The 26,120-nt window shown below is 69.9% G+C and carries 23 protein-coding genes; 13 read left to right on the top strand and 10 right to left on the bottom strand.

Annotated elements, in window-relative coordinates; genetic code table 11:
* The first annotated feature begins 115 nt into the window (after positions 1-115).
* Together test1122_RS10150 and test1122_RS10145 are read left to right on the top strand one after the other, a co-directional pair.
* Positions 116-877 (top strand): enoyl-CoA hydratase family protein, encoded by a 762-nt coding sequence (locus test1122_RS10150; RefSeq protein WP_232268839.1) that lies wholly within the window; start codon positions 116-118, stop codon positions 875-877.
* On the top strand, positions 865-1,443 hold the full coding sequence (locus tag test1122_RS10145; RefSeq protein ID WP_232268838.1) for a TetR/AcrR family transcriptional regulator: 579 nt from the start codon (positions 865-867) through the stop codon (positions 1,441-1,443). The genes test1122_RS10150 and test1122_RS10145 overlap by 13 nt, the downstream gene beginning before the upstream one ends.
* 18 nt (positions 1,444-1,461) lie before the next feature.
* Here test1122_RS10145 and test1122_RS10140 read toward each other — a convergent pair whose 3' ends face one another.
* The gene (locus test1122_RS10140) at positions 1,462-2,565 is read right to left on the bottom strand and encodes a citrate synthase 2 (protein ID WP_232268837.1); all 1,104 of its coding nucleotides are present in this window, start codon (positions 2,563-2,565) and stop codon (positions 1,462-1,464) included.
* A 383-nt stretch (positions 2,566-2,948) separates the two neighbouring features.
* Between test1122_RS10140 and pdxH the strand changes: the two genes are divergently transcribed.
* Positions 2,949-3,572, top strand: coding sequence for a pyridoxamine 5'-phosphate oxidase (pdxH, locus tag test1122_RS10135; protein ID WP_232271854.1), 624 nt, complete (start codon positions 2,949-2,951; stop codon positions 3,570-3,572).
* An 819-nt stretch (positions 3,573-4,391) separates the two neighbouring features.
* Positions 4,392-5,777, top strand: a complete 1,386-nt coding sequence (locus tag test1122_RS10130; protein WP_232268836.1) for a PAS domain-containing protein — start codon at positions 4,392-4,394, stop codon at positions 5,775-5,777.
* 16 nt (positions 5,778-5,793) lie between these two features.
* Here the strand turns inward: test1122_RS10130 and test1122_RS10125 are convergent, their stop codons facing one another.
* The gene (locus test1122_RS10125; protein ID WP_232268835.1) at positions 5,794-6,549 is read right to left on the bottom strand and encodes an SIS domain-containing protein; all 756 of its coding nucleotides are present in this window, start codon (positions 6,547-6,549) and stop codon (positions 5,794-5,796) included.
* A 125-nt stretch (positions 6,550-6,674) separates the two neighbouring features.
* Here test1122_RS10125 and test1122_RS10120 point away from each other — a divergent pair, with 125 nt between their 5' ends.
* Both test1122_RS10120 and test1122_RS10115 read left to right on the top strand, forming a co-directional pair.
* Positions 6,675-7,370 carry an iron-dependent transcriptional repressor DtxR gene (locus test1122_RS10120; protein ID WP_232268834.1) on the top strand — a complete coding sequence of 232 codons (696 nt, stop codon included), beginning with the start codon at positions 6,675-6,677 and terminating at the stop codon, positions 7,368-7,370.
* A 447-nt stretch (positions 7,371-7,817) separates the two neighbouring features.
* On the top strand, positions 7,818-8,714 hold the full coding sequence (locus test1122_RS10115; RefSeq protein ID WP_232268833.1) for an alpha/beta fold hydrolase: 897 nt from the start codon (positions 7,818-7,820) through the stop codon (positions 8,712-8,714).
* Positions 8,715-9,176: 462 nt separating this feature from the next.
* Here the strand turns inward: test1122_RS10115 and test1122_RS10110 are convergent, their stop codons facing one another.
* From test1122_RS10110 to test1122_RS10100, 3 genes are all read right to left on the bottom strand, one after another.
* Positions 9,177-10,826 carry a transporter gene (locus test1122_RS10110; protein ID WP_232268832.1) on the bottom strand — a complete coding sequence of 550 codons (1,650 nt, stop codon included), beginning with the start codon at positions 10,824-10,826 and terminating at the stop codon, positions 9,177-9,179.
* Positions 10,823-11,590, bottom strand: a complete 768-nt coding sequence (locus test1122_RS10105; RefSeq protein WP_232271853.1) for an ABC transporter ATP-binding protein — start codon at positions 11,588-11,590, stop codon at positions 10,823-10,825. The genes test1122_RS10110 and test1122_RS10105 overlap by 4 nt, the downstream gene beginning before the upstream one ends.
* A 124-nt stretch (positions 11,591-11,714) precedes the next feature.
* Positions 11,715-12,398, bottom strand: a complete 684-nt coding sequence (locus test1122_RS10100; protein ID WP_232268831.1) for a bifunctional DNA primase/polymerase — start codon at positions 12,396-12,398, stop codon at positions 11,715-11,717.
* A gap of 340 nt (positions 12,399-12,738) precedes the next feature.
* Here test1122_RS10100 and test1122_RS10095 point away from each other — a divergent pair, with 340 nt between their 5' ends.
* Positions 12,739-14,130: an NsdA family TPR-like regulatory protein gene (locus tag test1122_RS10095; protein ID WP_232268830.1), complete on the top strand. Its 1,392-nt coding sequence runs from the start codon at positions 12,739-12,741 to the stop codon at positions 14,128-14,130.
* 373 nt (positions 14,131-14,503) lie between these two features.
* A complete protein-coding gene (locus test1122_RS10090) occupies positions 14,504-15,916 on the top strand; it encodes a hypothetical protein (protein ID WP_232268829.1) in 1,413 nt (470 codons plus the stop codon).
* Between the two features lie 10 nt (positions 15,917-15,926).
* Here the strand turns inward: test1122_RS10090 and test1122_RS10085 are convergent, their stop codons facing one another.
* Positions 15,927-17,252 carry an ABC transporter substrate-binding protein gene (locus tag test1122_RS10085; RefSeq protein WP_232268828.1) on the bottom strand — a complete coding sequence of 442 codons (1,326 nt, stop codon included), beginning with the start codon at positions 17,250-17,252 and terminating at the stop codon, positions 15,927-15,929.
* A gap of 117 nt (positions 17,253-17,369) precedes the next feature.
* Here test1122_RS10085 and test1122_RS10080 point away from each other — a divergent pair, with 117 nt between their 5' ends.
* Complete coding sequence (locus test1122_RS10080; RefSeq protein WP_232268827.1) at positions 17,370-17,870, top strand: SCO4402 family protein; 501 nt, start codon at positions 17,370-17,372, stop codon at positions 17,868-17,870.
* 31 nt (positions 17,871-17,901) lie between these two features.
* Complete coding sequence (purU, locus tag test1122_RS10075; protein ID WP_232268826.1) at positions 17,902-18,789, top strand: formyltetrahydrofolate deformylase; 888 nt, start codon at positions 17,902-17,904, stop codon at positions 18,787-18,789.
* Positions 18,790-18,885: 96 nt separating this feature from the next.
* Here purU and test1122_RS10070 read toward each other — a convergent pair whose 3' ends face one another.
* Entirely contained in the window at positions 18,886-20,208 is a 1,323-nt protein-coding gene (locus test1122_RS10070; protein ID WP_232268825.1) for a zf-HC2 domain-containing protein, read from the bottom strand.
* Positions 20,205-20,771: a sigma-70 family RNA polymerase sigma factor gene (locus test1122_RS10065; protein WP_232268824.1), complete on the bottom strand. Its 567-nt coding sequence runs from the start codon at positions 20,769-20,771 to the stop codon at positions 20,205-20,207. The genes test1122_RS10070 and test1122_RS10065 overlap by 4 nt, the downstream gene beginning before the upstream one ends.
* 338 nt (positions 20,772-21,109) lie before the next feature.
* Here test1122_RS10065 and test1122_RS10060 point away from each other — a divergent pair, with 338 nt between their 5' ends.
* Positions 21,110-21,469: an STAS domain-containing protein gene (locus test1122_RS10060; protein WP_422397066.1), complete on the top strand. Its 360-nt coding sequence runs from the start codon at positions 21,110-21,112 to the stop codon at positions 21,467-21,469.
* A gap of 72 nt (positions 21,470-21,541) precedes the next feature.
* Here the strand turns inward: test1122_RS10060 and test1122_RS10055 are convergent, their stop codons facing one another.
* Both test1122_RS10055 and test1122_RS10050 read right to left on the bottom strand, forming a co-directional pair.
* Complete coding sequence (locus test1122_RS10055; protein ID WP_232268822.1) at positions 21,542-22,012, bottom strand: hypothetical protein; 471 nt, start codon at positions 22,010-22,012, stop codon at positions 21,542-21,544.
* A gap of 12 nt (positions 22,013-22,024) precedes the next feature.
* Positions 22,025-23,566 carry a class I adenylate-forming enzyme family protein gene (locus tag test1122_RS10050; RefSeq protein ID WP_232268821.1) on the bottom strand — a complete coding sequence of 514 codons (1,542 nt, stop codon included), beginning with the start codon at positions 23,564-23,566 and terminating at the stop codon, positions 22,025-22,027.
* A gap of 203 nt (positions 23,567-23,769) precedes the next feature.
* On the opposite strand from test1122_RS10050, the gene test1122_RS10045 reads away from it, so the two are divergent.
* Together test1122_RS10045 and test1122_RS10040 are read left to right on the top strand one after the other, a co-directional pair.
* Positions 23,770-24,957 (top strand): amidohydrolase family protein, encoded by a 1,188-nt coding sequence (locus tag test1122_RS10045; RefSeq protein ID WP_232268820.1) that lies wholly within the window; start codon positions 23,770-23,772, stop codon positions 24,955-24,957.
* Positions 24,954-26,117 carry an acyl-CoA dehydrogenase family protein gene (locus test1122_RS10040; protein WP_232268819.1) on the top strand — a complete coding sequence of 388 codons (1,164 nt, stop codon included), beginning with the start codon at positions 24,954-24,956 and terminating at the stop codon, positions 26,115-26,117. The genes test1122_RS10045 and test1122_RS10040 overlap by 4 nt, the downstream gene beginning before the upstream one ends.
* Positions 26,118-26,120 lie beyond the last annotated feature (3 nt).

Raw genomic sequence — 26,120 nt, 5'->3', positions numbered from 1 at the left:
ACCCCGCCCCGGCACCCCGGACCGGGCGAAGCCCCGCCGCGCGGCGGGGCCGCGCATCCGTGCAGCCGGGAAGGGGCTGGACGGGGAACCCTCCTACGACGAACGGAACCCTGATATGGCAGCTGAGCTCATCCGTCGCACCGACAACCACGGCATCCGCACCCTCACCCTCGACGCCCCGCACAACCGCAACGCGCTCTCCGCACAGCTCATGACCGAGCTGCGCACAGCGCTCGCCGACGCCTCGGCGGCGAAGGCGATACGGGCCGTCCTGCTCACCCACACCGGCAACACCTTCTGCGCGGGCGCCGACCTCAGCGGCGCAGACGGCAGCGCCACCCCGCACGACCTGGTTCAGCTGCTCCGTACGATCGTCGAGCTGCCCAAGCCCGTAGTCGCCCGGGCCGACGGCCATGTCCGGGGCGGCGGGCTGGGCCTGCTGGGCGCCTGCGATATCTCCATCGCCTCGGCGGCAGCCGCCAGCTTCGCCTTCACCGAGGTCCGGATCGGCGTCGCCCCGGCGGTGATCTCCATGCCGCTGCTGCCCCGCCTCAACCCCCGAGCCGCCGCCCGCTACTACCTCACCGGTGAGCGCTTCAACGCCGCCGAGGCGGCCCGTATCGGCCTTATCACGGACTACGGCGACACCGCGGACGCCACCGACGCCGCCCTTCACCGCCTCCTCACCGCGCTGCGCCGCTGCTCCCCGCAGGGGCTGGCGGAGTCCAAGAAACTCGTCACCGCGGAGGTCCTGCGTACCTTCGACCGGGACACCGATAATCTCACTGCCCTGTCCACACGGCTCTTCGGCTCAGCCGAGGCACGTGAGGGCATGACCGCCTTCCTCGAACGACGGGACCCGGAATGGGCGTGGTGACACCACCCAAACAGGACCGCAGCCGTGCCACCCGCCAGCGGTTGCTGGAGTCGGCCGTGACCTGCCTGGCCGAGCACGGCTGGTCGGGCAGCACCGTCACGGTGGTCGCCGAACACGCGGGCGTCTCCCGGGGCGCCGCACAGCACCACTTCCCGACCCGCGAAGACCTGTTCACGGCCGCCGTCGAGCATGTCGCCGAGCGGCGCTCGGCGGCCCTGCGCGAGCTGCCCCGGCCAGCCGGCACCCACGCGGCCGTCACCACCCTGGTCAACCTCTACACCGGACCGCTCTTCCGCGCCGCCCTGCACCTGTGGGTGGCCGCTTCCAACGAGCCACAGCTCGCCCCCCGGGTCACCGACCTCGAAGCCCGGATCGGCCGGGAGACGCACCGTATGGCGCTCGAGCTGCTCGGCGCCGATGAGAGTGCCCCGGGCGTACGCGAGACCGTTCAGGGCCTGCTCGACATGGCTCGGGGGCTGGGGCTCGCCAACCTCCTCACCGACGACAGTGCCCGCCGCGAACGGGTCATCGCCCAGTGGGCACACCTCATCGACACGGCCCTCTAAGGCCGGGCGATCAGGCGATCAAGGCCGGGCGATGTCGCCGTACCCCTCGAACTCACGCGGGTTGCGGGAGCTCGGCCCGATATAGCGGGCCGAGGGCCGCACCAGCCGTCCGGTGCGCTTCTGCTCCAGGATGTGCGCCGACCAGCCGGCCGTACGGGCGCAGGTGAACATCGACGTGAACATGTGCGCGGGCACCTCCGCGAAGTCCAGCACGATGGCCGCCCAGAACTCCACATTGGTCGCCAGCACCCGGTCCGGGCGGCGGCTGTGCAGCTCCTCCAGCGCGGCCTTCTCCAGCGCCTCCGCGACCTCGAAGCGCGGCGCGTCCAGCTCCTTGGCGGTGCGGCGCAGCACCCGGGCGCGCGGGTCCTCGGCGCGGTAGACCCGGTGGCCGAAGCCCATCAGCCGCTCGCCCTTGTCGAGCTGCTGCTTCACATACGCGGTCGCGTCACCCGTGCGCTCGATGTCCTCGATCATCCCGAGCACACGGGAGGGCGCACCACCGTGCAGCGGCCCCGACATGGCGCCCACCGCGCCGGAGAGAGAGGCGGCCACATCAGCGCCGGTGGAAGCGATGACGCGGGCGGTGAAGGTGGAGGCGTTCATGCCGTGCTCGGCGGCCGAGGTCCAGTAGGCGTCGACGGCCGCGACATGCTTCGGGTCGGGCTCACCCCGCCAGCGGCGCATAAAGCGCTCGACGACGGTCTCCGCCTTGTCGATCTCCCGCTGCGGCACCATCGGCAGCCCCTGGCCGCGCGCCGACTGGGCGACATACGACAGCGCCATCACGGCGGCCCGGGCGAGGTCGTCGCGGGCCTCCTCCACGTCGATGTCGAGCAGCGGTTTCAGACCCCATACGGGGGCGAGCATCGCCAGCGCGGACTGGACATCAACACGGATGTCGCCGGAGTGCACCGGGATCGGGAAGGGCTCGGCCGGGGGCAGCCCCGGGTTGAAGCTGCCGTCGACCAGCAGACCCCATACGTTCCCGAAGGAGACATGCCCCACCAGGTCTTCAATGTCGACACCTCGATACCGGAGCGCGCCGCCTTCCTTATCAGGCTCGGCGATCTCCGTCTCGAACGCGACAACTCCTTCGAGTCCGGGTACGAAGTCGGACATCAGGCGGCTCCCTTGTGATGGTGTCGGAACGGTTCCGCCGCCGTTGATAGCGGAGCTGGCGGTCCATTGCCGGTAATCCGGGTCATGCCCTGCATGGTGGGCGGTCACCCAGCCTGGGCGGTCGAACACCATAGCCTTTGCTGTGCAGAGGACACAGCTTCCCGGGTATCGATTTTGGCGGGTTCGCCACATGCGCGGAAGCGTGAGAAGCGGCACACTCCGTGATTTCCGTGCCGCAGGTGTACGGGCAGCGAAGACCGGGCAGACTCAGCCTCCGCCAGACGGGGGAATGCTGCAAGATAAGGCGCGTGCCTCACGCTGACGACGCCATCGAAGCCGCTGCCCGAGCCGACCTTGCCCGCCGTGCCCTGGATCCCGCCGCGATGCGTGCGCAGTACCGGGAGGAGGGCCTTTCGGAAAAGGACCTCGCCGAGGATCCGATTCTGCAATTCACCCGGTGGTTCGAACAGGCCGAGGCGGCCGGGCTGCATGAACCGAACGCGATGGTCCTCTCCACGGTGGACGCGGAGGGCCGCCCCAGCTCCCGTACGGTCCTGTTGAAGCAGTACGACGCACACGGCTTTGTTTTCTTCACCAACTACGGCTCCCGCAAGGGGCAGGAGATCACGGTCAATCCCTATGTCTCGCTGCTCTTCCCCTGGCACGGCATCGCCCGGCAGGTGATCGTCTCGGGCCGGGCGGAGAAGATCGGCCGTGCCGAGACCGCCGCGTATTTCCGTACCCGCCCACACGGTTCACAGCTGGGCGCATGGGCGAGCGAGCAGTCCTCCCAACTGGCGTCCCGGGAAGACCTGGACCGTATGTACGCGTCGCTGGCCGCCCGCTACCCGGAGGGCGAGGACGTTCCGGCACCACCTCAGTGGGGCGGTTACCGGGTCACTCCCGAAACGGTCGAATTCTGGCAGGGGCGGGAGAACCGGCTGCACGACCGGCTGCGGTACCGCCGCACGGACGAAGAATGGGCAATCGACCGCCTTTGCCCGTAAAAGCCCCCTCTGGGCGGGGCGGTCGCCTCGCCGTTGCCGGCGGAGGGATTCCCCTAACCCGGCCCCTTCCCGGCTGTACCGATTTGCGGCTCCGCCGCGTGGGGTGCTGCCGCCCCCAGACCCCCACCCCCTGTTGTGGGCACTCGGTCCGCCCGAGGGGCGATGGGGGTCCCCCCATGCCCTTAAGGCTATGGGGGAGGGTGGGCACAACACCGGCCACCGTCCCGCACCCGCCCAACCCCGGGGCCCGGGGCGAAGCCCCGGTTTCCGGGAAGGGGCGGGATACGGGGAACACCCACCCCGGCACCCCCGCAGCCGGGCGGAGCCCCGCCACGCGGCGGAGCCGCACATCGGGTACAGCCGGGAAGGGGCGGGCATCGGGGAACCCCGCCACGGGCACCCCGGCCCCCGGAGCGGAGCCCCGCCGCGCGGCGGAGCCGCACTTCGGCGGGCGCCGTCAAAAAGGAACGACCCGCGGGGTCGTGCCCTGCGCGCCAGGGGCGCGAAGGGGCCGGTCGGACGTACCGGCGACACCGCGGGTCGGGTGACTGCTTGGGATTGGCCGGCGAAGCCGGCTACGCGCGCTGAAACGCGACGGCTGGCCTCTAGGCCGCAGCCACCTCACGCGTCCGGTTGCTGTACATCTGCCGAACCACCTCCCTTCTCGTGTGCCCCGCACGCTAATACCGCCCGCGGACCCCGCACAACCGAATTTCAGGGCCGCAACGATTTCCCGGAATACGCTGTGTGCCGGGTCACGTTCGAGTTGAATGATCGTGCGTGCGGCAGTGTGCGGCAGCGTCCAGCCGGGGGTGCAAGATGCCTGCTCAACCCGATACTCACTCCACGCCCGCAGCGGGCGGCGCCGGAGGGCCGAGCGGCCCCGGAGGGCCAAGCGGCGCCGGTGGTGAGCTGTTGCTCGCCGCTCTGCTCGACGGCATGGACGCGGCGCTCTGCGCCTTCGACGCCGACGGGGTCGTCACCCACTGGAACCGGGAAGCCGAGCGGTTGCTGGGCTGGACCCCTGAGGAGGCCGTCGGCAAGCGGGGTCTGGCCGGCTGGGCGGTGCGCAGCGCGGACGCAGATGAGGTGGAGTCGCGGCTGCTGGCCGCGATGGAGGCGCCGGGCCGGCAGGTGCATGAGTTCGCGCTGCTGACGAAGGACGGCGGGCGGGTGCTCGTCCGTACCCAGTCCTCCGGGGTCCGGGGGGCGGACGGCCGGCCGACCGGCCTGTACTGCGCGTTCAGCGAGGTGCACGCGCAGATCGATCTGGAGCGGTCGATCGCGCTGAGCGAGGCGCTGTTCGAGGACGCGTCCTGGGGCGTGGTCCTCGTCGACGCCGATCTGCGCCCGGCCGTCGCCAACGCCCACTCCGCACGGGCGATGCGGGTGGGCCGGTCGGCGATGCTGGGGCGGCCACTGGGCGATCTGCTGAGCCAGGGCTCGGAGGAGCTGGAGGGCGCGCTCCAGCATGTCCTCGCGCGGGGCACGCCGCCCGCTCCGGCGGATCTGTGGGTGACGCTGCGGACTGAGCCGACTGAGGGGATCGGCGCTGACGAGCCCAAGCGCCGCCGCTGCTGGCACAGCGGCTTTCTCCGGCTGGCCTCACCGCTCGCCGAGGAGCCGGTGCCGCTGGGAGTGGCCTGGCTCTTCCAGGACATCACCGATACCAAGCTGGCGGAGCAGGAGGCGGCCCGGCTGCGGTTCCGGGACAGCCAGCTGCACCGGGCGGCCCGGGCGGCGGCGGAGTGCGAGAACCCGATGGAGGCGGCGACCGTTCACCTGGACTTCGCGCTCGCCGGGTTCGCCGACCACGCGCTGCTGGACCTCGCGGCCGGGCCACGGCTCGTACGGGCCGCCCAGACCCCGGCAGGGGCGCCGGGGCCCTGCCCCCCGGCGGCGGACAGCGGCATCCCGGTGCGCTACATGGACTCCCACCCGGCGCTTCAGGCGTATGAACGGGGCAGCTCCATACGGTCCAGCGCGGGCGGCGCGGAGATCCCCGGCTGGGCGGCGGCCCGTAGCTGGCCGGACGGCACCGTGCATGGGCTCTGCACCGCCCTGCGCAGCCGGGGCCGCACCCTCGGCGTCGTCACCTTCCTCCGTGGCCCGAGCCGCCGCTCCTTCGACCGCGCTGATGTGACGTACGCCGAGGACATAGCGGTCCGCGTCGCCTCGTCCGTGGACCTGGCGGCAGTCCTCTGACGCCCTCTAACGCCCTCTAACGCCGGTAGAAGATACGGTCCGCGTACTCGGTCATGACCTGGTCGTTCCACTCATGCCCGCCGTCGACGTTGCCGGACCGCAGCAGGGGGGGCGCGATGCCGCGCGCCGCCAGCTCACCCGCGGCGGTGGCCATGACGGACTGCATCAGCGCGCTGGTGACCACGGTCGACGCGGGCGCGAACGGCGCCGGTATGCCCGGCGCCGTCAGTGTGGTGTCGCCAACCGGGATCTTGTTGTCGAGGACCAGATCGCAGTGGTCCTTCAGGAATGTTCCGGAGACATACCGGGACTTCGTCTGCGTCGCATACGCCACCGACGTCACGCCGATGACCTTCAGCCCCAGCGCCCGGGCGTTCACCGCCATCTCCACGGGCAGCGCGTTGCGCCCGGAGAGCGAGATGATCACGAGTGTGTCGCCGGCCCGCGCCGGGCTGGTGTCCAGCACGGCGGCCGCGAGCCCGTCGACGCGTTCCAGCGCGCTGCCCAGTGTGGCGGGCATGACATCGACCCCGAGGGCCCCGGGAACGGCCAGGAGGTTCATCACCGCGAGCCCGCCCGCCCGGTAGACCACATCCTGTGCGGGCAGCGAGGAGTGGCCCGCGCCGAAGGCGAAGAGGCGGCCGCCGTCGGCGACCGTATCGGCGAGGAGGGACCCGGCCGCGGCGATGTTCTGGGATTCCTCGTCCCGGACCCGTTCCAGCAGGCTGATCGCGCCATTCAGGAACTGCTCAGCAAGCTTGTTCTCGCTCATCCGGCTCACGGTAGAGGTCTGGACCAGAAGTATGTCAATAGCCGTACCGCCCGGCGGGGGACGGTTGTCGGCGCGATACGTCAGAATTGAGTCAGGGCCACCGCACGAGCTGACTAGGGGCACGCATGTCCGGACTCATCGACACCACGGAGATGTATCTCCGCACCATTCTGGAGCTGGAGGAGGAAGGCGTCGTCCCCATGCGTGCCCGTATCGCCGAGCGGCTTGATCAGAGCGGGCCGACGGTGAGCCAGACGGTCGCGCGTATGGAGCGTGACGGGCTGGTCCAGGTGGCCGGGGACCGGCATCTGGAGCTGACCGGTGAAGGGCGGAAGCTGGCCACCCGGGTGATGCGTAAGCACCGGCTCGCGGAGTGTCTGCTCGTCGATGTCATCGGCCTGGAGTGGGAGCAGGTGCACGCGGAGGCGTGCCGCTGGGAGCATGTGATGAGCGAGGCTGTCGAGCGTCGCGTGCTGGAGCTGCTGCGCCATCCCACCGAGTCGCCGTACGGCAATCCGATCCCCGGGCTGGAGGAGCTGGGGGAGAAGGGCGAGGCCGATCCGTTCCTGGACGAAGCCATGGTGAGCCTGATGGATCTCGCACCCGGCACGGACGGTAAGACGGTGGTGGTGCGCCGGATCGGGGAGCCGATCCAGACGGACGCCCAGCTGATGTACACACTGCGCCGGGCCGGTGTGCAGCCCGGCTCGGTGGTGACGGTGACCGCCGGGACGGCCGGGGGCGTGCAGGTGGGCAGTGGCGGTGAGGCGGCGGAGCTGGAGGCCGATATCGCCACACATGTCTTCGTCGCGAAGCGCTGAGCTGAGGTCAACCCGCAGCGGATTGGGGACTCACCCGTCCGAGGGGCTTACTCCCGTACCGGAGTTGACCGGAAAGGGCGCGATGGCGGACGAGCCGTGTCACGCTGTCGCTGTCGCATATGCGGGGCGGAAGGGGAGCCGTCTATGGGCCGGTTGTTCAGCGAGGGCCCCGGTGCTGTAAGCAGCCGGGGCCTCGCCTCTCTACGTCCCCCTCCAGGTGCGACCCAGAGCCCCGAGCTCTCAGGGTCGCTTCCCGCAGGCGCTGCGCAACTCCCCAGTCTGCGAGGCGCCCGCCTCCCGCGAAATGTCTCCCCCCAGGGGCAGCGGTCAACCCTTGGGTGGTGTCACTCGAACGAGGGGTGTTACGCCACCGAAAGGTGCGTTCGAATAGGGATTCGATAGCGTGGCAACGGTCAGCGGACAGGAGGGATGGGGGTGTCAGGACGCATGGTGCGACGTATCGATGTCACTGGGGTGGGTGGAGTGCGGCTCGCTGCCTGGGAGTTCGCCGACCCGCCGAAAGGGAGGCGGGGGAACTTCAAGGTGGGGCGTGCGCGGGCGCGTGATGACGGGGAGCCGCCCGGCGTGCTGTTACTGCACGGGCTGATGGGACGGGCCTCGCACTGGGCGGGCACCGCCCGATGGCTCTCCGCGCGCTATCGGGCCGTCGGCCTGGACCAGCGTGGCCACGGTCGCAGTGAGAAGCCGACCGAGGGCCCCTTCAACCGCGAGGCGTATGTCGCCGACGCTGAGGCGGCCATAGAGCAGCTTGGCCTTGGCCCCGTCGCCCTTATCGGCCACTCCATGGGCGCCCTTACCGCCTGGCAGCTCGCCGCCCGGCGCCCCGACCTCGTACACGCCCTGGTTATCTGCGATATGCGGGCTTCCGCGCTGGGCGAGCAGTCACAGCGCGAGTGGGAGGCCTGGTTCCGCTCCTGGCCGGTGCCCTTCGCCACCCTTGCCGATGTCCGTAAGTGGTTCGGCGAAGAGGATCCCGTGCTGGAGCGCCCCAGCCCTTCGCGTGGCGAGTTCTTCGCCGAGGTGATGGCCGAGCGCGCCGACGGCTGGCGCCCCGTCTTTTCCCGCCGCCAGATGCTGGTCGCCCGCGAGACATGGGTGTATGACGCCCACTGGGAAGAGCTCGCTCAAGTCCAGTGCCCCACGCTGGTGCTGCGCGGCATCGACGGTGAGCTGGGCCGGGCGGAGGCCCAGGAGATGGTCCGGGTGCTGCCCCGCGGCGCCTATGCCGAGGTCGCCGACGCCGGCCACCTCGTCCACTACGACCAGCCGAACGAATGGCGCACAGCCGTAGAGCCCTTCCTGCAATCCGCCCTCCCCGCGTAACCGCTGGCCGCGGGTGGGTTTCCCCTAACCCGGCCCCTTCCCGAAACTGTGGGCTGACGCCCCCAGACCCCCACCCCCTGTTGTGGGCACTCGTGCCCCGTGTGTTGTGGGCACTCGGGCCGCCCGAGGGGCGGCACGGGTGGGCACAACACCGGCCACCGTCCCGCACCGGACCAACCCCGGGGCCCCGGGGCGAAGCCCCGGTTTCCGGGAAGGGGCGGGAATTGGGGAAGCCCACCCCCGGCCCCCGCACCCGGGCGAAGCCCCGCCACGCGGCGGAGCCGCATATCGGCACAGCCGGGAAGGTGGGGGCACCTCCTGGGGGCACCTCCCAGACGGAGTCTGGGGGAGGTAGCTGGGGGAGGGATACGGGGAAACCCATCCACGGCACCCCGCGCCCGGGCGGAGCCCCGCCGCGCGGCGGAGCCGCATCGGTACATCCGGCGCCGGGGGCCCGGGGCCCTAGCCCCGGCTGACCGCCGTCAGGATCTCCGGCAGGCGAGCCACCGTACGAGCCGCAGCCACCCGCAGCCCCACCAACGCGGCAAGCACCCCATAGCCCGCACCAATCGGCAGCATCAGCCACAGCAGCCCATCGCTGCCGCTCACCCGCAGCCAGATCGTCAGGGCCAGCAGCGGCAGGCACACCACCAGCCCGGCGACCAGCCCGCCCATCAGGCTCATCCAGGCCACCGCGGTCTGCCCCGGTACGACGTTCTTATAGCCGCTGTCCTGCGGGATGGAGTAAGGGAAGAGCGCCGAGGCGACCGCGCCGCCGCCGATCAGCGTGCCGCCCAGGGCCAGAGCCAGGCCCAGCGCATCCGGCAGCTGCCGCCACTGGCTGAGCAGAGCAGCGGACATCACCACGACCAGCACCGTGAACGGCACCGTGATCAGCGCCAGCGCGAACGCCCGGGCGCGCAGCTCCACATAGGCGTCCCGCCGGGAGGAGATCGTCGCGGCGACCATCCAGAAAGCGGAGGAGTCCTGACCGAACTGGTTGTACATCAGCAGCCCCAGCAGCCCCGCCACCCAGCAGGCGTTATAGACGCTGCCCGAGCCCTGTACCGCCATAACGAACGGCAGCAGCAGCCCAATGCCCAGCGAAGTCGCCCAGCCCGCCTTGGTCTTGGGGTCCCGCCAGGCATACCGCAGCGTACGGAGCGCCACCGCGCCGGTACGGCCGTCGGGCAGCAGCGCGGCCAGGCCCCCGGCGGCTGAACCCGAGCCTCCCTGCTCCGCCACCGGGGCGGCCTGCAGTGTGGAGGAGTCCGGGGACGTCATCACCTTGACCAGACCGCGGTGCCACCACCACATCAGCGCCAGCAGCGCGGCCACGGTCGTGGCGATACCGCCCACGGCGAGCCCGTAGGAGCCCTCACCGGCAGCCCGCACCGCGTCAATGGCGGAGGCGGGCGGCAGCCAGCGCAGCACATCGGCGTACGGCCGCAGCACGGAGAGGCCGCCCTCCCGGCCAAGCTGCTGCGCGCCCAGATTGACGATCTGGGTACCGATCGCCAGGAACAGCCCGCTCAGCAGCGCCAGATCACGGCCTTTACGGCTGGTCAGCAGCCGGACATTGGCCGTCGCCACCGCACGCGCCAGCGCCACGCACACCAGGACCACCAGCGGCACCGCCAGCACTCCGGCCACCGCGCCCGCGGCCCCGTGCGCGACGGCGAGCACCGACCCCAGCGTGAGAACGGCGGTGAACAGCGCCCCGATGCTGATCACCGAGGAGATCAGCAGGGCGGTCAGCAGCGGACGCGGCCGCAGGGGCAGCATCGCCAGCCGCCCCGGGTCGAGGGTCTCATCACCGCCGCCCGCGAACAGCGGCATCACAGCCCAGCCCAGCGCCGCCACCGCGATCAGGAAGACGCCCACGGTGTCGGCGTTCGCCCGGCCCCGCAAGGCCAGCAGCCCCAGCAGCAGCGCCCCGCCGAAGAGCAGCGCGAGAACGCCCGCCGAGACAAAGACAGCGGTACGGCCGGCGGACTGCCGCAGCCCGTTACGCAGCAGCGAAAGCTTCAGCCGCACGAAAGTGCCGGTGATCGGCGCCTTCGCCGGTGTGCTGGCCGGTGTGCTCGCCGGTGTGCTGACCGACGCGCTCATCGGGCGCCGCCCAGCCAGTCGAGTTCCTGCCCGGTTCCCTGGCCGTTCGCCCCGACCAGCTCCAGAAAGGCAGCCTGCAACGTGGGCGCGTCGCCCCGTACCTCGGCGAGCGGGCCATGCGCCCGGATGGACCCCGTGGCCATCACCGCGACCCAGTCACACAGCGACTCCACCAGCTCCATGACATGGCTGGAGAAGATGACCGTGGCCCCGGAGGCGGTGTACCGCTCCAGCACGCCGCGGATGATCTGTGCCGAGACCGGGTCAACCCCCTCGAAGGGCTCGTCCAGGAAGAGCACTTCGGGATTGTGCAGCAGTGCGCAGGCCAGCCCGATCTTCTTCCGCATACCGGTGGAGTAGTCCACGACCAGCTTGTGCTGCGCGCCCGACAGATCGAGCACATCCAGCAGCTGGGCGGACCGCCGTTCCACTTCGTCGTCCGGCAGCCCGCGCAACCGCCCTGTATAGGTGAGCAGTTCACGCCCCGACAGCCGCTCGAACAGCCGCAGCCCCTCGGGCAGTACCCCGATCCGGGACTTCACCTGGACCGGGTCCTGCCAGACGTCATGCCCGACGATGTGCACACTTCCGGCATCAGGACGCAGCAGCCCGGTGGCCATGGAGAGGGTGGTTGTCTTCCCCGCACCATTCGGGCCGACCAGTCCGATGAACCCTCCCGCGGGCAGCTCCAAGTCCACCCCCGCGACCGCGATCTGCTCCCCGAACCGCTTCCACAGCCCCCGGACCCGCACGGCGGGAACCACCGCGCTGCCGTTCGCTGGCTCCCGTACCACCGGTGCCGCCCTTCGCCGTCCGCGCGGGGGCTGGTCCGGCCCCCGTCCGTGACTACGATACGACCAGGGCCAACCGGCTGACGGCGCTGGTGGCTCAGCGTCCCCGGGCCACCGCGGCCTCCCGGCCGCAGGCGTACGCCAGCTGTGGGATGAGCTCTTCCGCGTCCGGCAGCCAGCGGTTGGCCGGGGTCGGCTGCCGTGCCCACTGCACCGAGCCGCGTAGCCCAAGCCGGGTCGGGGGCGCCGCGACCCAGTCGCCCTCGCCCCGCGTCGTCAGATCGATCGCGCCCGGGGACCAGCCCAGCCTCCGCACCATGTCGGGCACCTTCGCCGCGGCGCCCGGCAGTACGAAGAAGAGCATCCGGCCATCCGGGGTGCAGGTGATCGGACCCAGCGGCAGCTCCATCCGCTCCATCCGGGCCAGCGCCAGGCACCCCGCGATGTCCGGGACATCAATGGCGTCGAACGTCCGCCCGGTCGGCAGCAGTACCGAGGCGGACGGCTGCTTGTCCCACATCCGGCGCGCCGCCGTCGCACTGCCCGTCGCCTGCGCGGGCCAGTCCGTATCAATGGGGTGTGCTCCGGGCGCGGGGCAGTCGGCGGCGCCGCAGGTGCATCGGGGCACTCCGTCGATCGCCTCCAGCCAAGTGCCCGGGAACACATCCCAGTGCCGCTCTTTCGCGTAGCGGACGGCGTGGTCGAGCAGCGGCTCGCCGCGCTGCTGTGGGATCTGGGGGGTTGTCGTGACTCCTGAGGTGACTCCGATGGTCTCTTCCACGCACTTCACAACTTCGCTGGTGACCAAGGGTTACGGCCGGGTCTGAACTTCGCCGGGGCGCAACGTTCCGCCACCTGGGGGGCCCGGAAAAGGCCCCTCACGAACTCGCGAAACCGTCAAGAGGGCCGTCCTGACGCGGTGTCGCACAGGGGGTGCGACCGGGTGACCAGAGGGCGCACAGATGCAGGTCCGGGGGCGCGTGCCAGGGGGGCGCTCTTGGGTGGGTAGTCACATCTGCGGTGCGGTGCCGGAATTCTTGGCATATGCGCTGGGCAGTGATCTTCGCAGGCAACGCAATCCAGCCATCAGCACACCCATCAGCGCACAAGGGGGGACCGCCATGGCCGCCAGGCCGCTCGTAGCCCGTCAGCCGAATGAACGGCTGCAAGCACTCATTCAGGAAGCCGCCTGCTCCAACGCCGGGCTGGCGCGCCGGGTCAATATGTGTGGCGCGGAGCACGGACTCGACCTCCGTTACGACAAGACCTCGGTCGCCCGCTGGCTACGCGGCCAGCAACCACGCGGCCGGGCACCGGCCATCATCGCCGAGGCGCTGGGCCGCAAACTCGGCCGCACCGTCACCATTGACGAGATCGGTATGGCCAACGGCAAGAACCTCGCCGCCGGGGTCGGCCTGCAGTTCGCGCCGACCGTGCTGGGCGCGGTGGAGCAGGTCTGCGAGCTGTGGCGCAGCGACGTCGGCCGCCGGGAGTTCCTCACCGGCCGCTCGGTCGCCGCCTCCGCGCTGGTCGAACCGAGCCGCGACTGGCTGATCAGCGCCCCGGATACGCAGGTCGCCCGGACCGCGGGCGCCCGGGTGGGGGCCGCCGATGTGGCGGCCGTGCGGGCCACCACCACCGCCCTCGCCGAGCTGGACCACCGCTTCGGCAGCGGCCATGTCCGGCCGGTTGTCGTGCACTACCTCAACAGCGTCGTCTCCGGGCTGCTCGCGGGCTCCTACCGGGAATCCGTCGGCCGTGAGCTCTTCGCCGCCGTCGCCCGGCTCACCGAGCTGGCCGGGTATATGGCCGTCGACACGGGCCAGCCGGGGCTCGCCCAGCGGTACTACATCCAGGCTCTCCGGCTGTCCCAGGCGGCCGGTGACCGGGCCTACGGCGGCTATGTGCTGGCCGCGAGCATGAGCCACCTCGCCGCATCGCTCGGCAACCCACGCGAGATCGCCCAGTTGGCGCGGGCCGCGCAGGAGGGCGCCCGAGGGCATGTCACGCCGCGCGTCGAGGCGATGTTCCACGCCGCCGAGGCCCGGGGGCACGCGCTGCTCGGTGACGCCCGCACCTGCCATCTCGCTGCCGGGCGGGCGCTGACCGCGTTCGAACGGGCCCAGCCGGTGACCGACGCGGGCGACGACCCGGCGTGGATCGCGCACTTCGACGGGGCGTATCTCGCCGATGAACTCGCCCACTGCCACCGGGACCTGGCCCAGCCCGGCCCCTGCCGACGACGGGCGGAGGAAGCCCTCGACGGCCACCCGGAGGGACGCGCCCGGCGCCGTGCGATCGGGCTGCTGCTGCTGGCGGGCGCGCAGGTACAGCAGCGTGAGGTCGACCAGGCCTGCCATACGGGCACCAAGGCGGTCCAACTGCTGGGCGGCCTGCGGTCGGAGCGCGGCCGGGAGTACCTGGCGGACTTCCGGCACCGCCTTGAGCCGTACGCGCAGGAGCCCATGGTCCGCGAGTTCACAGCCCGCCTGGAACTGGGCACCGCAGCGTAGGCCGTGGCGGGCTGGATTTTCCCCAATACCCGCCCCTTCCCGAAACTGGGGGCTCCGCCCCCAGACCCCCGTCTTGTTGTGGGCACTCGGTCCGCCCGAGGGGCGGAACGGGTGGGCACAACACCGGCCACCGTCCCGCACTGGCCAACCCCAGGGGCCCCGGGGCGAAGCCCCGGTTTCCGGGAAGGGGCGGGAATTGGGGAACCCACCCACGGCACCCCCGCAGCCGCGTACCGGCGCAGCCGGGAAGGGGGCGGAACCGGGGAAGGCCGCCCCGGCGGAGGCCCGGTGGGGGGACGACGTGGTGGGGCGTGCCCGGGACCCGGTAGCGTGAGCCGACGATTCTGGTTGGCCAGATTAACGAGGAGTCCCGGTGACGACGCACAGCCGACAGGGCGACGAGCCACGCGAAGGCGTGGTACTGCCTTCGAACGGTGAGCCGTGGATCCCCGGCCAGAGCGAGCCGCAGCAGGTCACCCCGGATCAGGGCCAGCCGTGGGGCCAGCCCTGGGGCCCCGCCGACGCGACACCCCACCCCCCGGCCGCAGCGCCGCCCCCACCGCCCCAGCAGCTCCCGCCGCCCCCCGCGGCCCCGCCACCCATGCCCGCCCCACCCCTGCCGCCCCAGGCGGCCCCGCAGGGCCCGGCTGACGAGACCCAGCTCCTGCCACCCCAAGGCCTGCCACCCCAAGGTTCGCCACCCCCAAGCCTCCCACCGCAGGGCGGCCTGCCGCCCGCGCCCGGCACCCAGCCCTGGGGCCACCCCCCGGCGGCGCCGAACGAAGACGCCACCCAGTTCATGCCGCCCTTCGGCGCCGCCGACGCCGAGTCCACACAGCTGCTGCGGAACCCCCTGCCGCCCGAGGCGCCCACCGGGCAGCAGCAGCCGTCGCCGGTGCCCCCGCCCCCGCCCGGGGCGCCCTACGGCATCCGTCCTGGCGCGCCCGGAGACCGGCAGCCACCCACGGAGTTCGACAACCTCTTCCGGCCCGAACCGAAGCCCGAGCCCGGGCCCGAAGCCCACTCACCCGCCGCCACCCAGCAGTTGCCGGTCTTCAACCAGGCCGCTGCCGCACAGGAACGCCGGCAGCCGTACCAGGGCCCGTACGACGCCCCGTACAGCGGTCATGGCGGCAGCCATGAGGATGGCAAGCGCAAGCCGTCTCCGGTCGTGCTGGGCGCGATTGCTGTCGCCGTTCTCATCGGCGGCGGAATGCTCGGCGGTGCCGCACTCGGCGGCGGTGGCGACGACGACAAGAAGGACGAGCAGCAGCGCAACCAGGCCAACGCGTCCGCGGCAGAGGTCAAGGAGACGCAGCCCGCGACCGATCCGGTCGAGGAGCAGGCCAAGGAGCTGGACAAGCTGCTGGCCAGCAGCAACAACAGCCGCGACGCGGTCATCCGCTCCGTCGAGAACATCAAGAAGTGCGAGAAGCTCGGCAAGGCGGCCGCGGATCTACGGGACGCGGCCGATCAGCGCAATGCTCTGGTGACCCGGCTGAATGAGCTGAGCATCGACCAACTGCCCAACCATGAGCGGCTGTCGGCCGAGCTCACCAAGGCGTGGAAGGCGTCGGCCGCCGCCGATCACCACTACGCCGCCTGGGCCGGTCAGGTCGCGGGCAAGAAGGGCTGCCCCAAGGGGCAGGCCCGTACGACCGGTCAGCACGCCAGGGGCAACCGGGCCAGCGGTGTGGCGACCGCGGCCAAGCAGCAGGCGGCCAGGCTGTGGAATCCGATCGCCCGCACCTACGACCTGACCGAGCGCCAGCCGACTCAGCTCTAGGGGCGGCGCCTCAGCCCGAACGCACCTGCTCCAGCGTCGGCGCGATATCCACCGCCTCCCGGCGCGTGGTGGTCAGCTGACCGTTCTCCACCCGCTGGAAGTTCACCATGGCGTTGACGATCCGCGGATAGGAGAGCGTCCCGAGCAGGCTGTCGTAGCGCCAGCTCAGGTCCGGGGTGATGCCTCCGGTGCTGATCGCCTCACCGGTGTCCAGCGCCCTCTTGATGGTGCGGCCGGTGATCGTCCGGTCCCCCAGGGACTCCAGGACGGAGGTCAGCACCGTATAGGCAACCCAGGTGGTCTGAACGCCGGGGTCGGAGGTATCGATACGGTTGTCGGTGAAGGCATGTTCGCGTACGACCTCCCTCAGCTGGTCCCAGACCGGCTCCTGACTGGCCGGGTACCAGCCGGTCACATACGCGCCCTCCAGCGGGCCCTTCTTACCGCCGGTGCGGTTGATGAGCGACTGCTGCACACTGCCCAGTACCGAGGCGATGCTCACCGGTGGGCCCTCCTTCTGCACTCGCCAGAAGGAGTCGAGGAATGTGCCGGTGCGCCCGCCCAGTGCCGCCGTGACACATGAGCCCTCCGCGTCGCCGCTGAGCGTCGCCACCCCGTCCCCCTGTTCGTCCCCCTGTTCGCGGCCCACCCCCGCGCCCCGCAGTGCGAGCTCGGCTTCCCTGCCGTAGCTGGCGGAGTCCTCCGGGGCCCGGATATCCGTGGCGGGCTTGTGCTTGCCCGCCGCCAGACCGGCGTTGAACAGTCCCGGCAACTCATCCCCGGCGATGGTGTCGGGACGGACCAGTGAGATCTGCTCACAGGTCTCGGCCAGCTGCCGCCCGCTGCCGGCCAGCAGCGCGGCCTTACCGCCGTTGACGGGATAGGAGAGCGGGCTGGTGAACTCCTCCTCGGTGACCCCGAAACCACCGATGTACGGGATGCCGTCGCTCTCCAGCGAGGGCATGAAGATGCGGCCGTGCTGGCTGTACGAGCCGACCACCGCGACCGCACCCTCATCACGGGCGCGTCTGGCGCACTGCGCGGCGCGTACGCTGTCGTTGCCCTCATTGCAGGTGATGACCTTCAGCTCGCGGCCGTTGATGCCGCCCTTGGCGTTGACCCAGCGTGCATATGCCTGCGCCAAAGCAGGCATTCCCGGCATATTGGTCGCCTTGGTCTTCACCGGTGCCCAGGTCATCACGGTGATGGGGCCCTTGTCGGCCTTGCTGCCCCCCGGCAGTGCTCCGCAGCCGCTGAGCAGCAGCGACGTACAGAGCGCAGAGGCGACAAAAGCGGTAGTGGTCGGACAGAGGCGGAAGCGTCGCCATGCGGTCATGTCCAAGCACCTTGCCGCTTCGCTAGTAACACACGAGTGCTGCACCTCGAACGCAAAGTGACGACAAGGTGAACTGCGGGGGTCAAGGCGCACGTATTGACGGGGAACGTACGATCGATGACCGTGCAAGCTCCGGAGAACTCTTCCCGTCCCGGCCGTCGGTCCACCACCATGGGCGGCATGCCGCTCAATGACATGCCGTGGTGGCGCTGGCGCAGCAATGTGCGCTCCGCGCTGCACATGCTTTCCGATCCCGCCTTCCAGCAGCAGTGCTGGCTGGCGGGCCGCCCAGAGTATGGCGACGTCACGGACGCCGTCTACCGACTGGTCGAGGACACCTGGCTGGACAACTGGTCCGCCGAGAAATACGTGGGCACGATCTTCCGCGATGCCCAGGAGGCCGCGCTGGTCGATGCCGCGGTGCTGCGGGTGCTGCGCATCGTGCACCAGGTCGGCGCGGACGCCCCGGTCGCCTCGTATCTGGAGCACCAGGGCTGGCCCGATGCCGTACGGGCCAGCCGTGAGGCGCATCTCCAGCTCGCGGCGAACGACGGCGACGACCCCGATGAGCCGCCGCGCTCGCTCGATGTGCTCGCCATCATGCTGCGAGCCGCCTGACCGCCCCCGCCGATGTGCCACCCTTATGACCATGAGCTCGTCGCCTGCCGTCACCCCTGACCAGTACGTTCCTGACCAGTACGTCCTCACGCTGTCCTGCCCGGACAAACAGGGCATTGTGCATGCTGTCTCCAGTTATCTCTTTATGACCGGCTGCAATATCGAGGACAGTCAGCAGTTCGGGGATCATGACACCGGGCTCTTCTTTATGCGCGTTCACTTCAGCGCGGAGGCGCCGGTCACCCTGGAGAAGCTACGAGCGAGCTTCGCCGCGGTCGGTGACTCCTTCGAGATGGACTGGCAGATCCACCGCGCGGAAGAGAAGATGCGCATCGTGCTGATGGTCAGCAAGTTCGGCCACTGCCTCAACGATCTGCTCTTCCGCTCCCGGATCGGCGCTCTGCCGGTGGAGGTCGTGGCCGTGGTCTCCAACCACACCGACTTCGCCGAGCTGTCCGCCTCGTTCGGCATCCCCTTCCACCACATCCCGGTGACGAAGGACAACAAGCGGGAGGCGGAGGAGAAGCTGCTGCGGCTCGTCGAGGACGAGGGCGTCGAGCTGGTCGTACTCGCCCGCTATATGCAGGTGCTCTCCGACGATCTCTGTAAGGCCCTGTCCGGGCGGATCATCAACATCCACCACTCCTTCCTGCCGAGCTTCAAGGGTGCCAAGCCGTACCACCAGGCGCATGCCCGTGGTGTGAAGCTGATCGGCGCGACTGCCCACTATGTGACGGCGGACCTCGATGAGGGCCCGATCATCGAGCAGGAGGTCGAGCGCGTCAGCCATGGGGTCACCCCGGAGCAGCTGGTCGCCATCGGCCGGGACGTCGAGTGCCAGGCCCTCGCCCGTGCGGTCAAATGGCACAGCGAACACCGCGTCCTGCTCAACGGCCACCGCACAGTGGTCTTCGCGTAGCAGCCCGAAGCCCCGTCAGAACCGGCAGAGCTGCCAGAACCGTCAGAACTGCGGGAGCCGTCAGAACTGCCAGGACCGTCAGAACTGCCAGAACTTCTAGAGCCGGGAGAGTGAGGCCGCCGCGGAGAGGACATCCCGGATGGCCTCCGGATCACCCTCGGCGCCCGCCGCCGCGTCCTGCGGCGGCACATGACCGGCCGCCAGCTGGCAGAACTCCAGACCGTCAAGCGCCACATGGGCGACCGCGTCCTGAGCGGAAGCGGTCGCCGCGGGCGAGTCCAGCGGTATGTACCAGTCACCGCCGCCGTCGCCCTCGACCTCCAGATGCAGGGCCCGCCCCGGCGCCCCGGCGGCGGTCAGCCGTCGCGGCGGCGCGGCGAGGCCGGAACGGCGACGGTCCGCGAGCGTACCGGGCAGCTTGCGGGCGGCCAGGTCGACCATGCGTTTGAGATGCGCGGGAGCGGGCGGCGGATACGGGTAGTCCACCGCCGTCGCGATGTCATCGGCGTGGATCCAGCAGGCGAACGCGCGGCTGATCATCGCGTCCCGCGTCGGCATGGTGAACTCGATGAAGTCGATGGGGAGCTCGGCGGCGCCCGCCCCGGCGAACGACAGCGTGCGTACGATGCCCCGGGTCTGGGTGCGCCACTTGTTCCGTACGAAAGAGGGCGGATGGACACGGCAGTGTTCGACGGCGGCGTCGGTGCGCTGCAGCATGGTACGCGGCCCATCGGGGCCCAGCGGGTCATCGATCCCCAGTGACACAGCCACTATGCCGTCAACCGAGCCGAGATGGGCGAGCACGCCGCACATCGTCAGATACCGTTCGCCATCCGCCCAGTGAAGCCGTACCGCGGTCTCCCACTCGGAGTCGCCCATGTCCTCCAGCAGGGCGTCAAGCCGCGCGGTCTCCGCGTCGTACGGCGTCGCCCACTCCGGTATCGGGATGCGCGGCGGTCGCCTCCCCAGACATCCGGCCAGCACCTGGGAGCGCAACCCCGGATTGAGATCAAGCGTGTCCTCGGGGTGCAGCAGTCCCACCGCGTCCCGAAGCCGCAGCGCCTCCTCGGCGCAGCTCGCGCAGTCGGTCAGATGCGCCTCGACAACAGCGGCCTCCCGTGCCGAGCAGGCCGACAGTGCCCAAGCCCCAAGCAGCGACTTGAGTACACCGTGGTCGTACGCGCTCACCTCCGTCTCGGCCTCCTTCTCCGTCCCTTCCTCCCGCTCCTTTGTCTCCTTCCCGTTCCCCAACTCTGGCACCACTTCTGGCACCAGTTCTTCGCCATTGCGCGGCTGTGGCACCGCCCTGCGTCCCACGACCGCCGGCCCGTCATCGGCCGCCGCCCGTGGCGGCGGTATACGGGGAGACCGCGCTGGGTCCTCGTCATCCGGGAACCGGCCGGGATGCGCGTCGTTCACCGCTGACCTCCGAGACCCGCTCGCCCAGCCGGTGGCAGCGCGCCCTTGGTCGCCGTCGACAGCAGCTGCAAGCCCAGCCGCAGCCGGCGCCGCGCCTCGTCCTCCGTAACGCCCAGGTGCCTGGCCGCCTGCCGGTAGTCGCGGCGCTGGATGTACGCAAGCTCCAGCGCGTCCCGTAGTGAGGCGGGCATCGATGTCACGATGTAATCCGCACGGGCCGCGGCCGACGCGGCCCGCACCTGCTGCTCGATCTCCTCCGGCAGCCCGTCATCACCGCCATGCCGCCGCCGCAGCCGCTGCACCGCCTGCCGGTGCGTCAGCCCCGCTATCCAGGACCGCATCGAACCTTCCTTGGGCTCAAAGGTGTCCGGATGTTCCCATACGTAACCGAAGACCTCACGTGTGATCCGATCCGCGGCTTCTTCGTCCTCCAGTACTCGATAGGCAAGACTGTGCACCAGCGACGCGAAACGGTCGTACAGTTCACCGAGCGCCGCCGCCTCGCCGCGAGCCAGCCGTTGCTGCATCTTCCGGTCCCAGCGGGGTGGTGTGTCATGTGCCATCGTGTCGACCCCCAGCCCTCTTCGTACATCGAATGTAGTGCGGAGGGGCTGACAACGTACGCCCCTTTACGGCAATGTGCGCCCCTAGGGGGACTTGCACATGGTGGTGGAACCGTCACGTTGCGCTGGATTCCCCAGAGTGGCGTGGATCATTCATGCCCGTATCTGCTGATGTGTTATGCGGGTGTGATCGGATCTAGGGGGAGGAAGGGACCGGCTTGCGCATAGGGTCGGGCGGGGGACTTCGTTTTGACCGTGGTCGGCGGGGCAGTCGAGGCGGGGAAGGATTCATTCCGGTAGGGCGAGCGAAAGGCGTCAAGTACGTGTCGCTGAAGGTGATGGAGGAGACACGGGGGGAGTGGGCCGTGCTGCGTGTGACGGGTGAGATGGACCTCGTCACCTCGCCGGCGGTCCGGCAGCATGTGCACAACGCGGTCGCCGACGGCCGGCGCAGCCTGGTGCTCGACCTCTCCCAAGTACTGTTCTGCGACTCCAGCGGGGTGGGCGTCCTGATCGCCTCCCGCCGCCTGATGCGCTCCTGCGCGGGCCGCCTCCGCCTGATACTGCCCGCCCAGGGCGCGGTCGACGGCTCCCACGTCAACCGTGTACTCGCCGCCCTCGGCGTCCGTCGCCTCTTCGAGTGCTACCCGGACCTGGAAGCCGCCACCGACGAGGCGGCCCGGCCGCTGTCGGCCTGATGCTTGTGACAGCGCGGCATCCTTGTGACAGCGTGGCTGAAGTCTTGGCTGACCTGCCTAGCTGACCTGTGCCTAGCTGACCTGCGCGGAACCGACGGCGATAAAGTCCTGGATCGCCGCGCGTGAGGAATCGCGCCGGGTGTCCAGCTCGGCCCGGTTCAGGCAGACATCGTGCAGCTCCCCGACCGCGTCCATCGCCGCGTTCGCGCGCTCGCGCACAGCGGGGTCATCGGTGAGTAGCTGGAGCCGGAACAGCGCCTCCATGGCGTCCGAGCGCAGCTCGAAGACCTCCCGGGTGACGGCGTCGAAGTCCTCCGATTCCAGGCGTCCGTTCTTGACGAACCAGCGGTGTATTTCCATCCGCCGGTAGTTGTGCACGGCCCCCGCGTAGGCGGCGTAGGCATCGATCCGTTCGTGCCTGCGCCGCTCGCGGCGAGCGAGTTCCTCGCCGCGCTCGGTGACCCGGCGCTGGAAGACGTAGGTGACGGCAGATCCCATCAGCGTGCCCGTAACGGCGATGAGTGCTGCTGCGATCGCTTCCATACGCCTAGTTGATCACGAAAAACGCTCCCGGAGCTTGTACTTGAGAACCTTCCGCAGCGCTTCATTGCGGGGAAGTGCGCCGACGAGCTCCAGTTGTTCGGGGAGCTTGTGGACGGACAGCCCCTGGGACCGCAGGTAGCCGGTTACCGTCTCCAGGCTCAAGGGGGCCGCGCTCTCCGGTTGCTCGATCACCGCGCAGACCTTTTCGCCGCGTTCGGGGTCGGGCAGGCCGATGACGGCGACATCACCCACGCCCGGGTGCTCGTAGAGCAGCTGCTCGATCTCCTTCGCCGAGATGTTCTCACCCTTGCGGATGATGATGTCCTTCATCCGGCCGGTGAGTACGAGATGGCCCTCTTCGGTGAGATGACCGAGGTCGCCGGTGATGAAGAAGCCTTCCGCGTCGAAGGCTTCGGCGGTCTGGGCGGCGTCCAGGTAGCCCTGGCATACGGCTTCGCCGCGCAGCCGGACCTCGCCGTCGGTTCCCGTGGGCAGCGGCTTGCCGTCCGGGTCGGTGATCCGGATGTCCATGCCCGCTGGTGGTCTGCCCTCGGTCGTGGCGAGGTTCTCCGGGCTGTCGTCGGGCGTCCCCATGGTGATCATCGGGGCTTCGGTCATGCCGTAGCCGTGGGTGAGCTGGCAGCCCAGCTCCTGGGTGATCTCGTAGTAGAGCTCGGGTGGTTTGGGTGCGCCGCCGCCCGCCAGCAGCCGGAGGGACGGGATGAGCTTCCGCTGGGGCTGCTTGCGCTGCTCGGCCAGGAACATGGAGTAGAAGGCCGTTGAGCCGCCTGCCGTGGTCACCTTGTGGCGTCGGTACGCCGCCAGCGCGCCCGGCAGCGCGAACTGCTCGAAGAGCACCGCCGGGAAGCCGTACAGCAGCAGCATCACCAGATAGTCGGGGCCGCCGATGTGGGCGTACGGGAAGGCGATAGAACCCACGTCGTCGGGGCGCAGCCGCAGGGCGTGGGCCAGGCAGGAGCCGCCTGCGATCAGGCTGCGGTCGGTATGGCGCACACCCTTGGGGTCGGAGGTGGTGCCCGAGGTCCAGTAGATCCAGCGCACCTCGGTGCCATCGGAGGGCGGAGGGGGCAGCACCGCCGGGTCTCCCTCCGGGAGGGCCTCGTACGCCTCCAGTACCCGGGTGTCGTGTCCGGCCAGCCGTTTCGCCATCGCGGTGTGGTCGAAGCCCCGCCAGGTGCCCGGCACGGCGATGAGCCGGGGCTCGGTCTGGCGCAGGGCGTGGCCGACCTCGCGGTCCCGGTAGAAGGGGATAACCGGCGTCTGTACGGTGCCGAGGCGGGTCAGGGCGAGGGAGAGCACGACGGTTTCGATGCGGGTCGGCAGCTGCCACGCCACCCGGTTACCGGGGCGCAGGCCCAGCTCGTACAGGCCCGCCGCGACCCGTTCGGCGTGATCTCGCAGCCCGGCGAAGGTCAGCTGACGGTCGTCCGCTGCCTGGATCAGGACCGTCGCATCGGGGGTGAGTCCGGCGCGGCGGGTGACGAGCTCCCACAGCGTGCGGGAGGTGTCCAGCTCGTGTGCGGTGTCGGTCATACCCGATCCCCCATCCCTGTAGCTGACGGCTAGTCAGTTCCGGCCGGAAGCGTAAGCCGATGCGCCTTGTCGGTCCAGGGGGTGAGGGCTAGCCTCGATATCTGACGAGGCATCAGCTCTACAGTTCTACAGGTCTACAGCTCTAGCCCGTCAGCCAGCCAGGCACTCAACCAGCCAGCCAGCCAGCCGAAGGGGAAGCCGTCATGGAGCTACCGCGCATCATCAGCGTTGACGACCATGTGATCGAGCCCGCGCACCTCTTCGAGACCTGGCTGCCGAAGAAGTACCGGGATCTCGGCCCCAAGCCCCTCACCGCCGGGATCGGCGAGCTGGCGTACACCGGCGGGAAATACCAGATCACCATGGACCCCGACGGACCGCCCACCGACTGGTGGATCTACGAGGATCTGAGGTTTCCGTACAAGCGCAATATCGCCGCCGTCGGCTTCGACCGCGACGATATGACGCTGGAGGGCATCACCCGGGCCGAAATGCGCCGGGGGTGCTGGGATCCGGTCGAGCGGCTCAAGGACATGGACCTCAACCATGTCGAGGCGTCCCTCTGCTTCCCCACCTTTCCGCGCTTCTGCGGGCAGACCTTCGCCGAGGCACATGACAAGGAGGTCGCACTCGCCTGCGTACGCGCCTACAACGACTGGATGGTCGAGGAGTGGTGCGGAGACAGCGGCGGTCGGCTGATCCCGCTGTGCATCATCCCCCTCTGGGACATCGACCTCGCCGTCGCTGAGGTCCAGCGCAACGCCGCTCGTGGCGTCCGTGCCGTCACCTTCAGCGAGATTCCCACCCACCTCGGCCTGCCGAGCATCCACTCCGGCTACTGGAACCCCTTCTTCGCGACCTGCGAGGAGACCGGGACCGTCGTCAATATGCACATTGGCTCCTCCTCCCAGATGCCCGCCGCCTCCCCTGACGCCCCGCCCGCCGTCCAGGCCTCGCTCTCCTTCAACAACGCCATGGCGTCGATGATGGACTTCCTGTTCAGCGGCGTACTGGTGACGTTCCCCCGGCTCAAACTCGCGTACAGCGAAGGCCAGATGGGATGGATCCCCTACGCGCTCGAGCGCGCCGACGACGTATGGGAGGAGCACCGCGCCTGGGGCGGCGTCCGCGACCTCATCCCGGAGCCCCCGTCCACGTACTACTACCGGCAGATCTTCTGCTGCTTCTTCCGTGACAAACACGGGGTCGCCTCACTCGATGCCGTCGGCCGCGACAACGCCACCTTCGAGACCGACTATCCGCATGTCGACTCGACCTTCCCGCATACGAAGGAGGTCGCTCTCGACCATGTCAAGGGTCTCGATGATGAGACGGTCTACAAGCTGATGCGTGGCAACGCCATCCGGATGCTCGACCTGGCGCTGTCGTGAACCTCGGCTATACGGCGGAGGAGGAGCGATTCCGCCAGGAGCTCCGCACCTGGCTGGCCAAGACGCTGCCGACGCTGCCGCCCAAGCCCAACCCGCTCGACTGGCCGGCTCGCCGGGCGTACGACCTCGGATGGCAACGCACGCTGTACGACGCCGGATACGGCGAGCTGCACTGGGGGGCCACCCCCACCCAGCACCTGATCTTCCTTGAGGAGACCGAGCGCGCGGGCGCGCCCTACGTCGGTGCGAACTTTGTCGGGCTGCTGCACGCGGGCCCGACCATCGCCGCCGAGGGCACCCCTGAGCAGCGGCAGCGCTGGCTGCCGCCCATTCTGCGCGGGGAGGAGGTCTGGTGTCAGGGCTTCAGCGAACCGGAAGCGGGCTCCGACCTCGCCGCTCTACGCACCCGCGCGGTCCGCGACGGTGCCGGAGCTGGTGCCGGTGCCGGTGCCGGTGACTACATCGTCACCGGCACCAAGATCTGGACCTCGCACGCCGAAGTCGCGGACTGGTGCGAGCTTCTGGTCCGTACGGACCCCACCGTCCCCAAGCACCGGGGCATCACCTGGCTCGCCATGCCCATGGACGCCCCGGGTGTGACGATCCGCCCGCTGCGTACGCTCGCGGGCTCCACGGAATTCGCTGAACTCCTCCTCGACGAGGTCCGTATCCCCGTCTCTCACCGCATCGGTGAGGAGAACGACGGCTGGCGGGTCACGATGGTGACCCTCTCCTTCGAACGCGGCACGGCCTTCGTCGGTGAAGTCATCGCCTGCCAGCGTGTCTTGCGGGAGCTCGCCGAAACAGCCCGGCGCAATGGGCGCTGGGACGATGCGGTTCTGCGACGCCGACTCGGCCGCCTCCACGCCGAATTCCGTGCCCTGTGGCGCCTCACCCAGTGGAATGTCAGCGAGGCCGAGGCAGCCGAACGCGGGGTGCCGGGCGTCGGCGGCTCGGTTTTCAAGCTCCGCTACTCCCACGCCCGCCAGGACCTCTACGACACCGCCGCCGCGGTTCTGGGGCCCGAGTCCCTGGACCTGTCCCACGCCTGGACGCTGGACCGGCTGTCCTCCCTCTCCTACACGATCGCGGCAGGCACCTCCCAGATACAGCAGAACATCGTGGCCGAACGCATCCTCGGCCTCCCGAAGGGCCGGTGAACC

It is taken from the genome of Streptomyces gobiensis (assembly GCF_021216675.1).
GTDB classification, from domain to species: domain Bacteria; phylum Actinomycetota; class Actinomycetes; order Streptomycetales; family Streptomycetaceae; genus Streptomyces; species Streptomyces gobiensis.
Note: the sequence above shows the minus strand (reverse complement) of the source record. Positions and strands in the feature narration are given on the sequence as shown.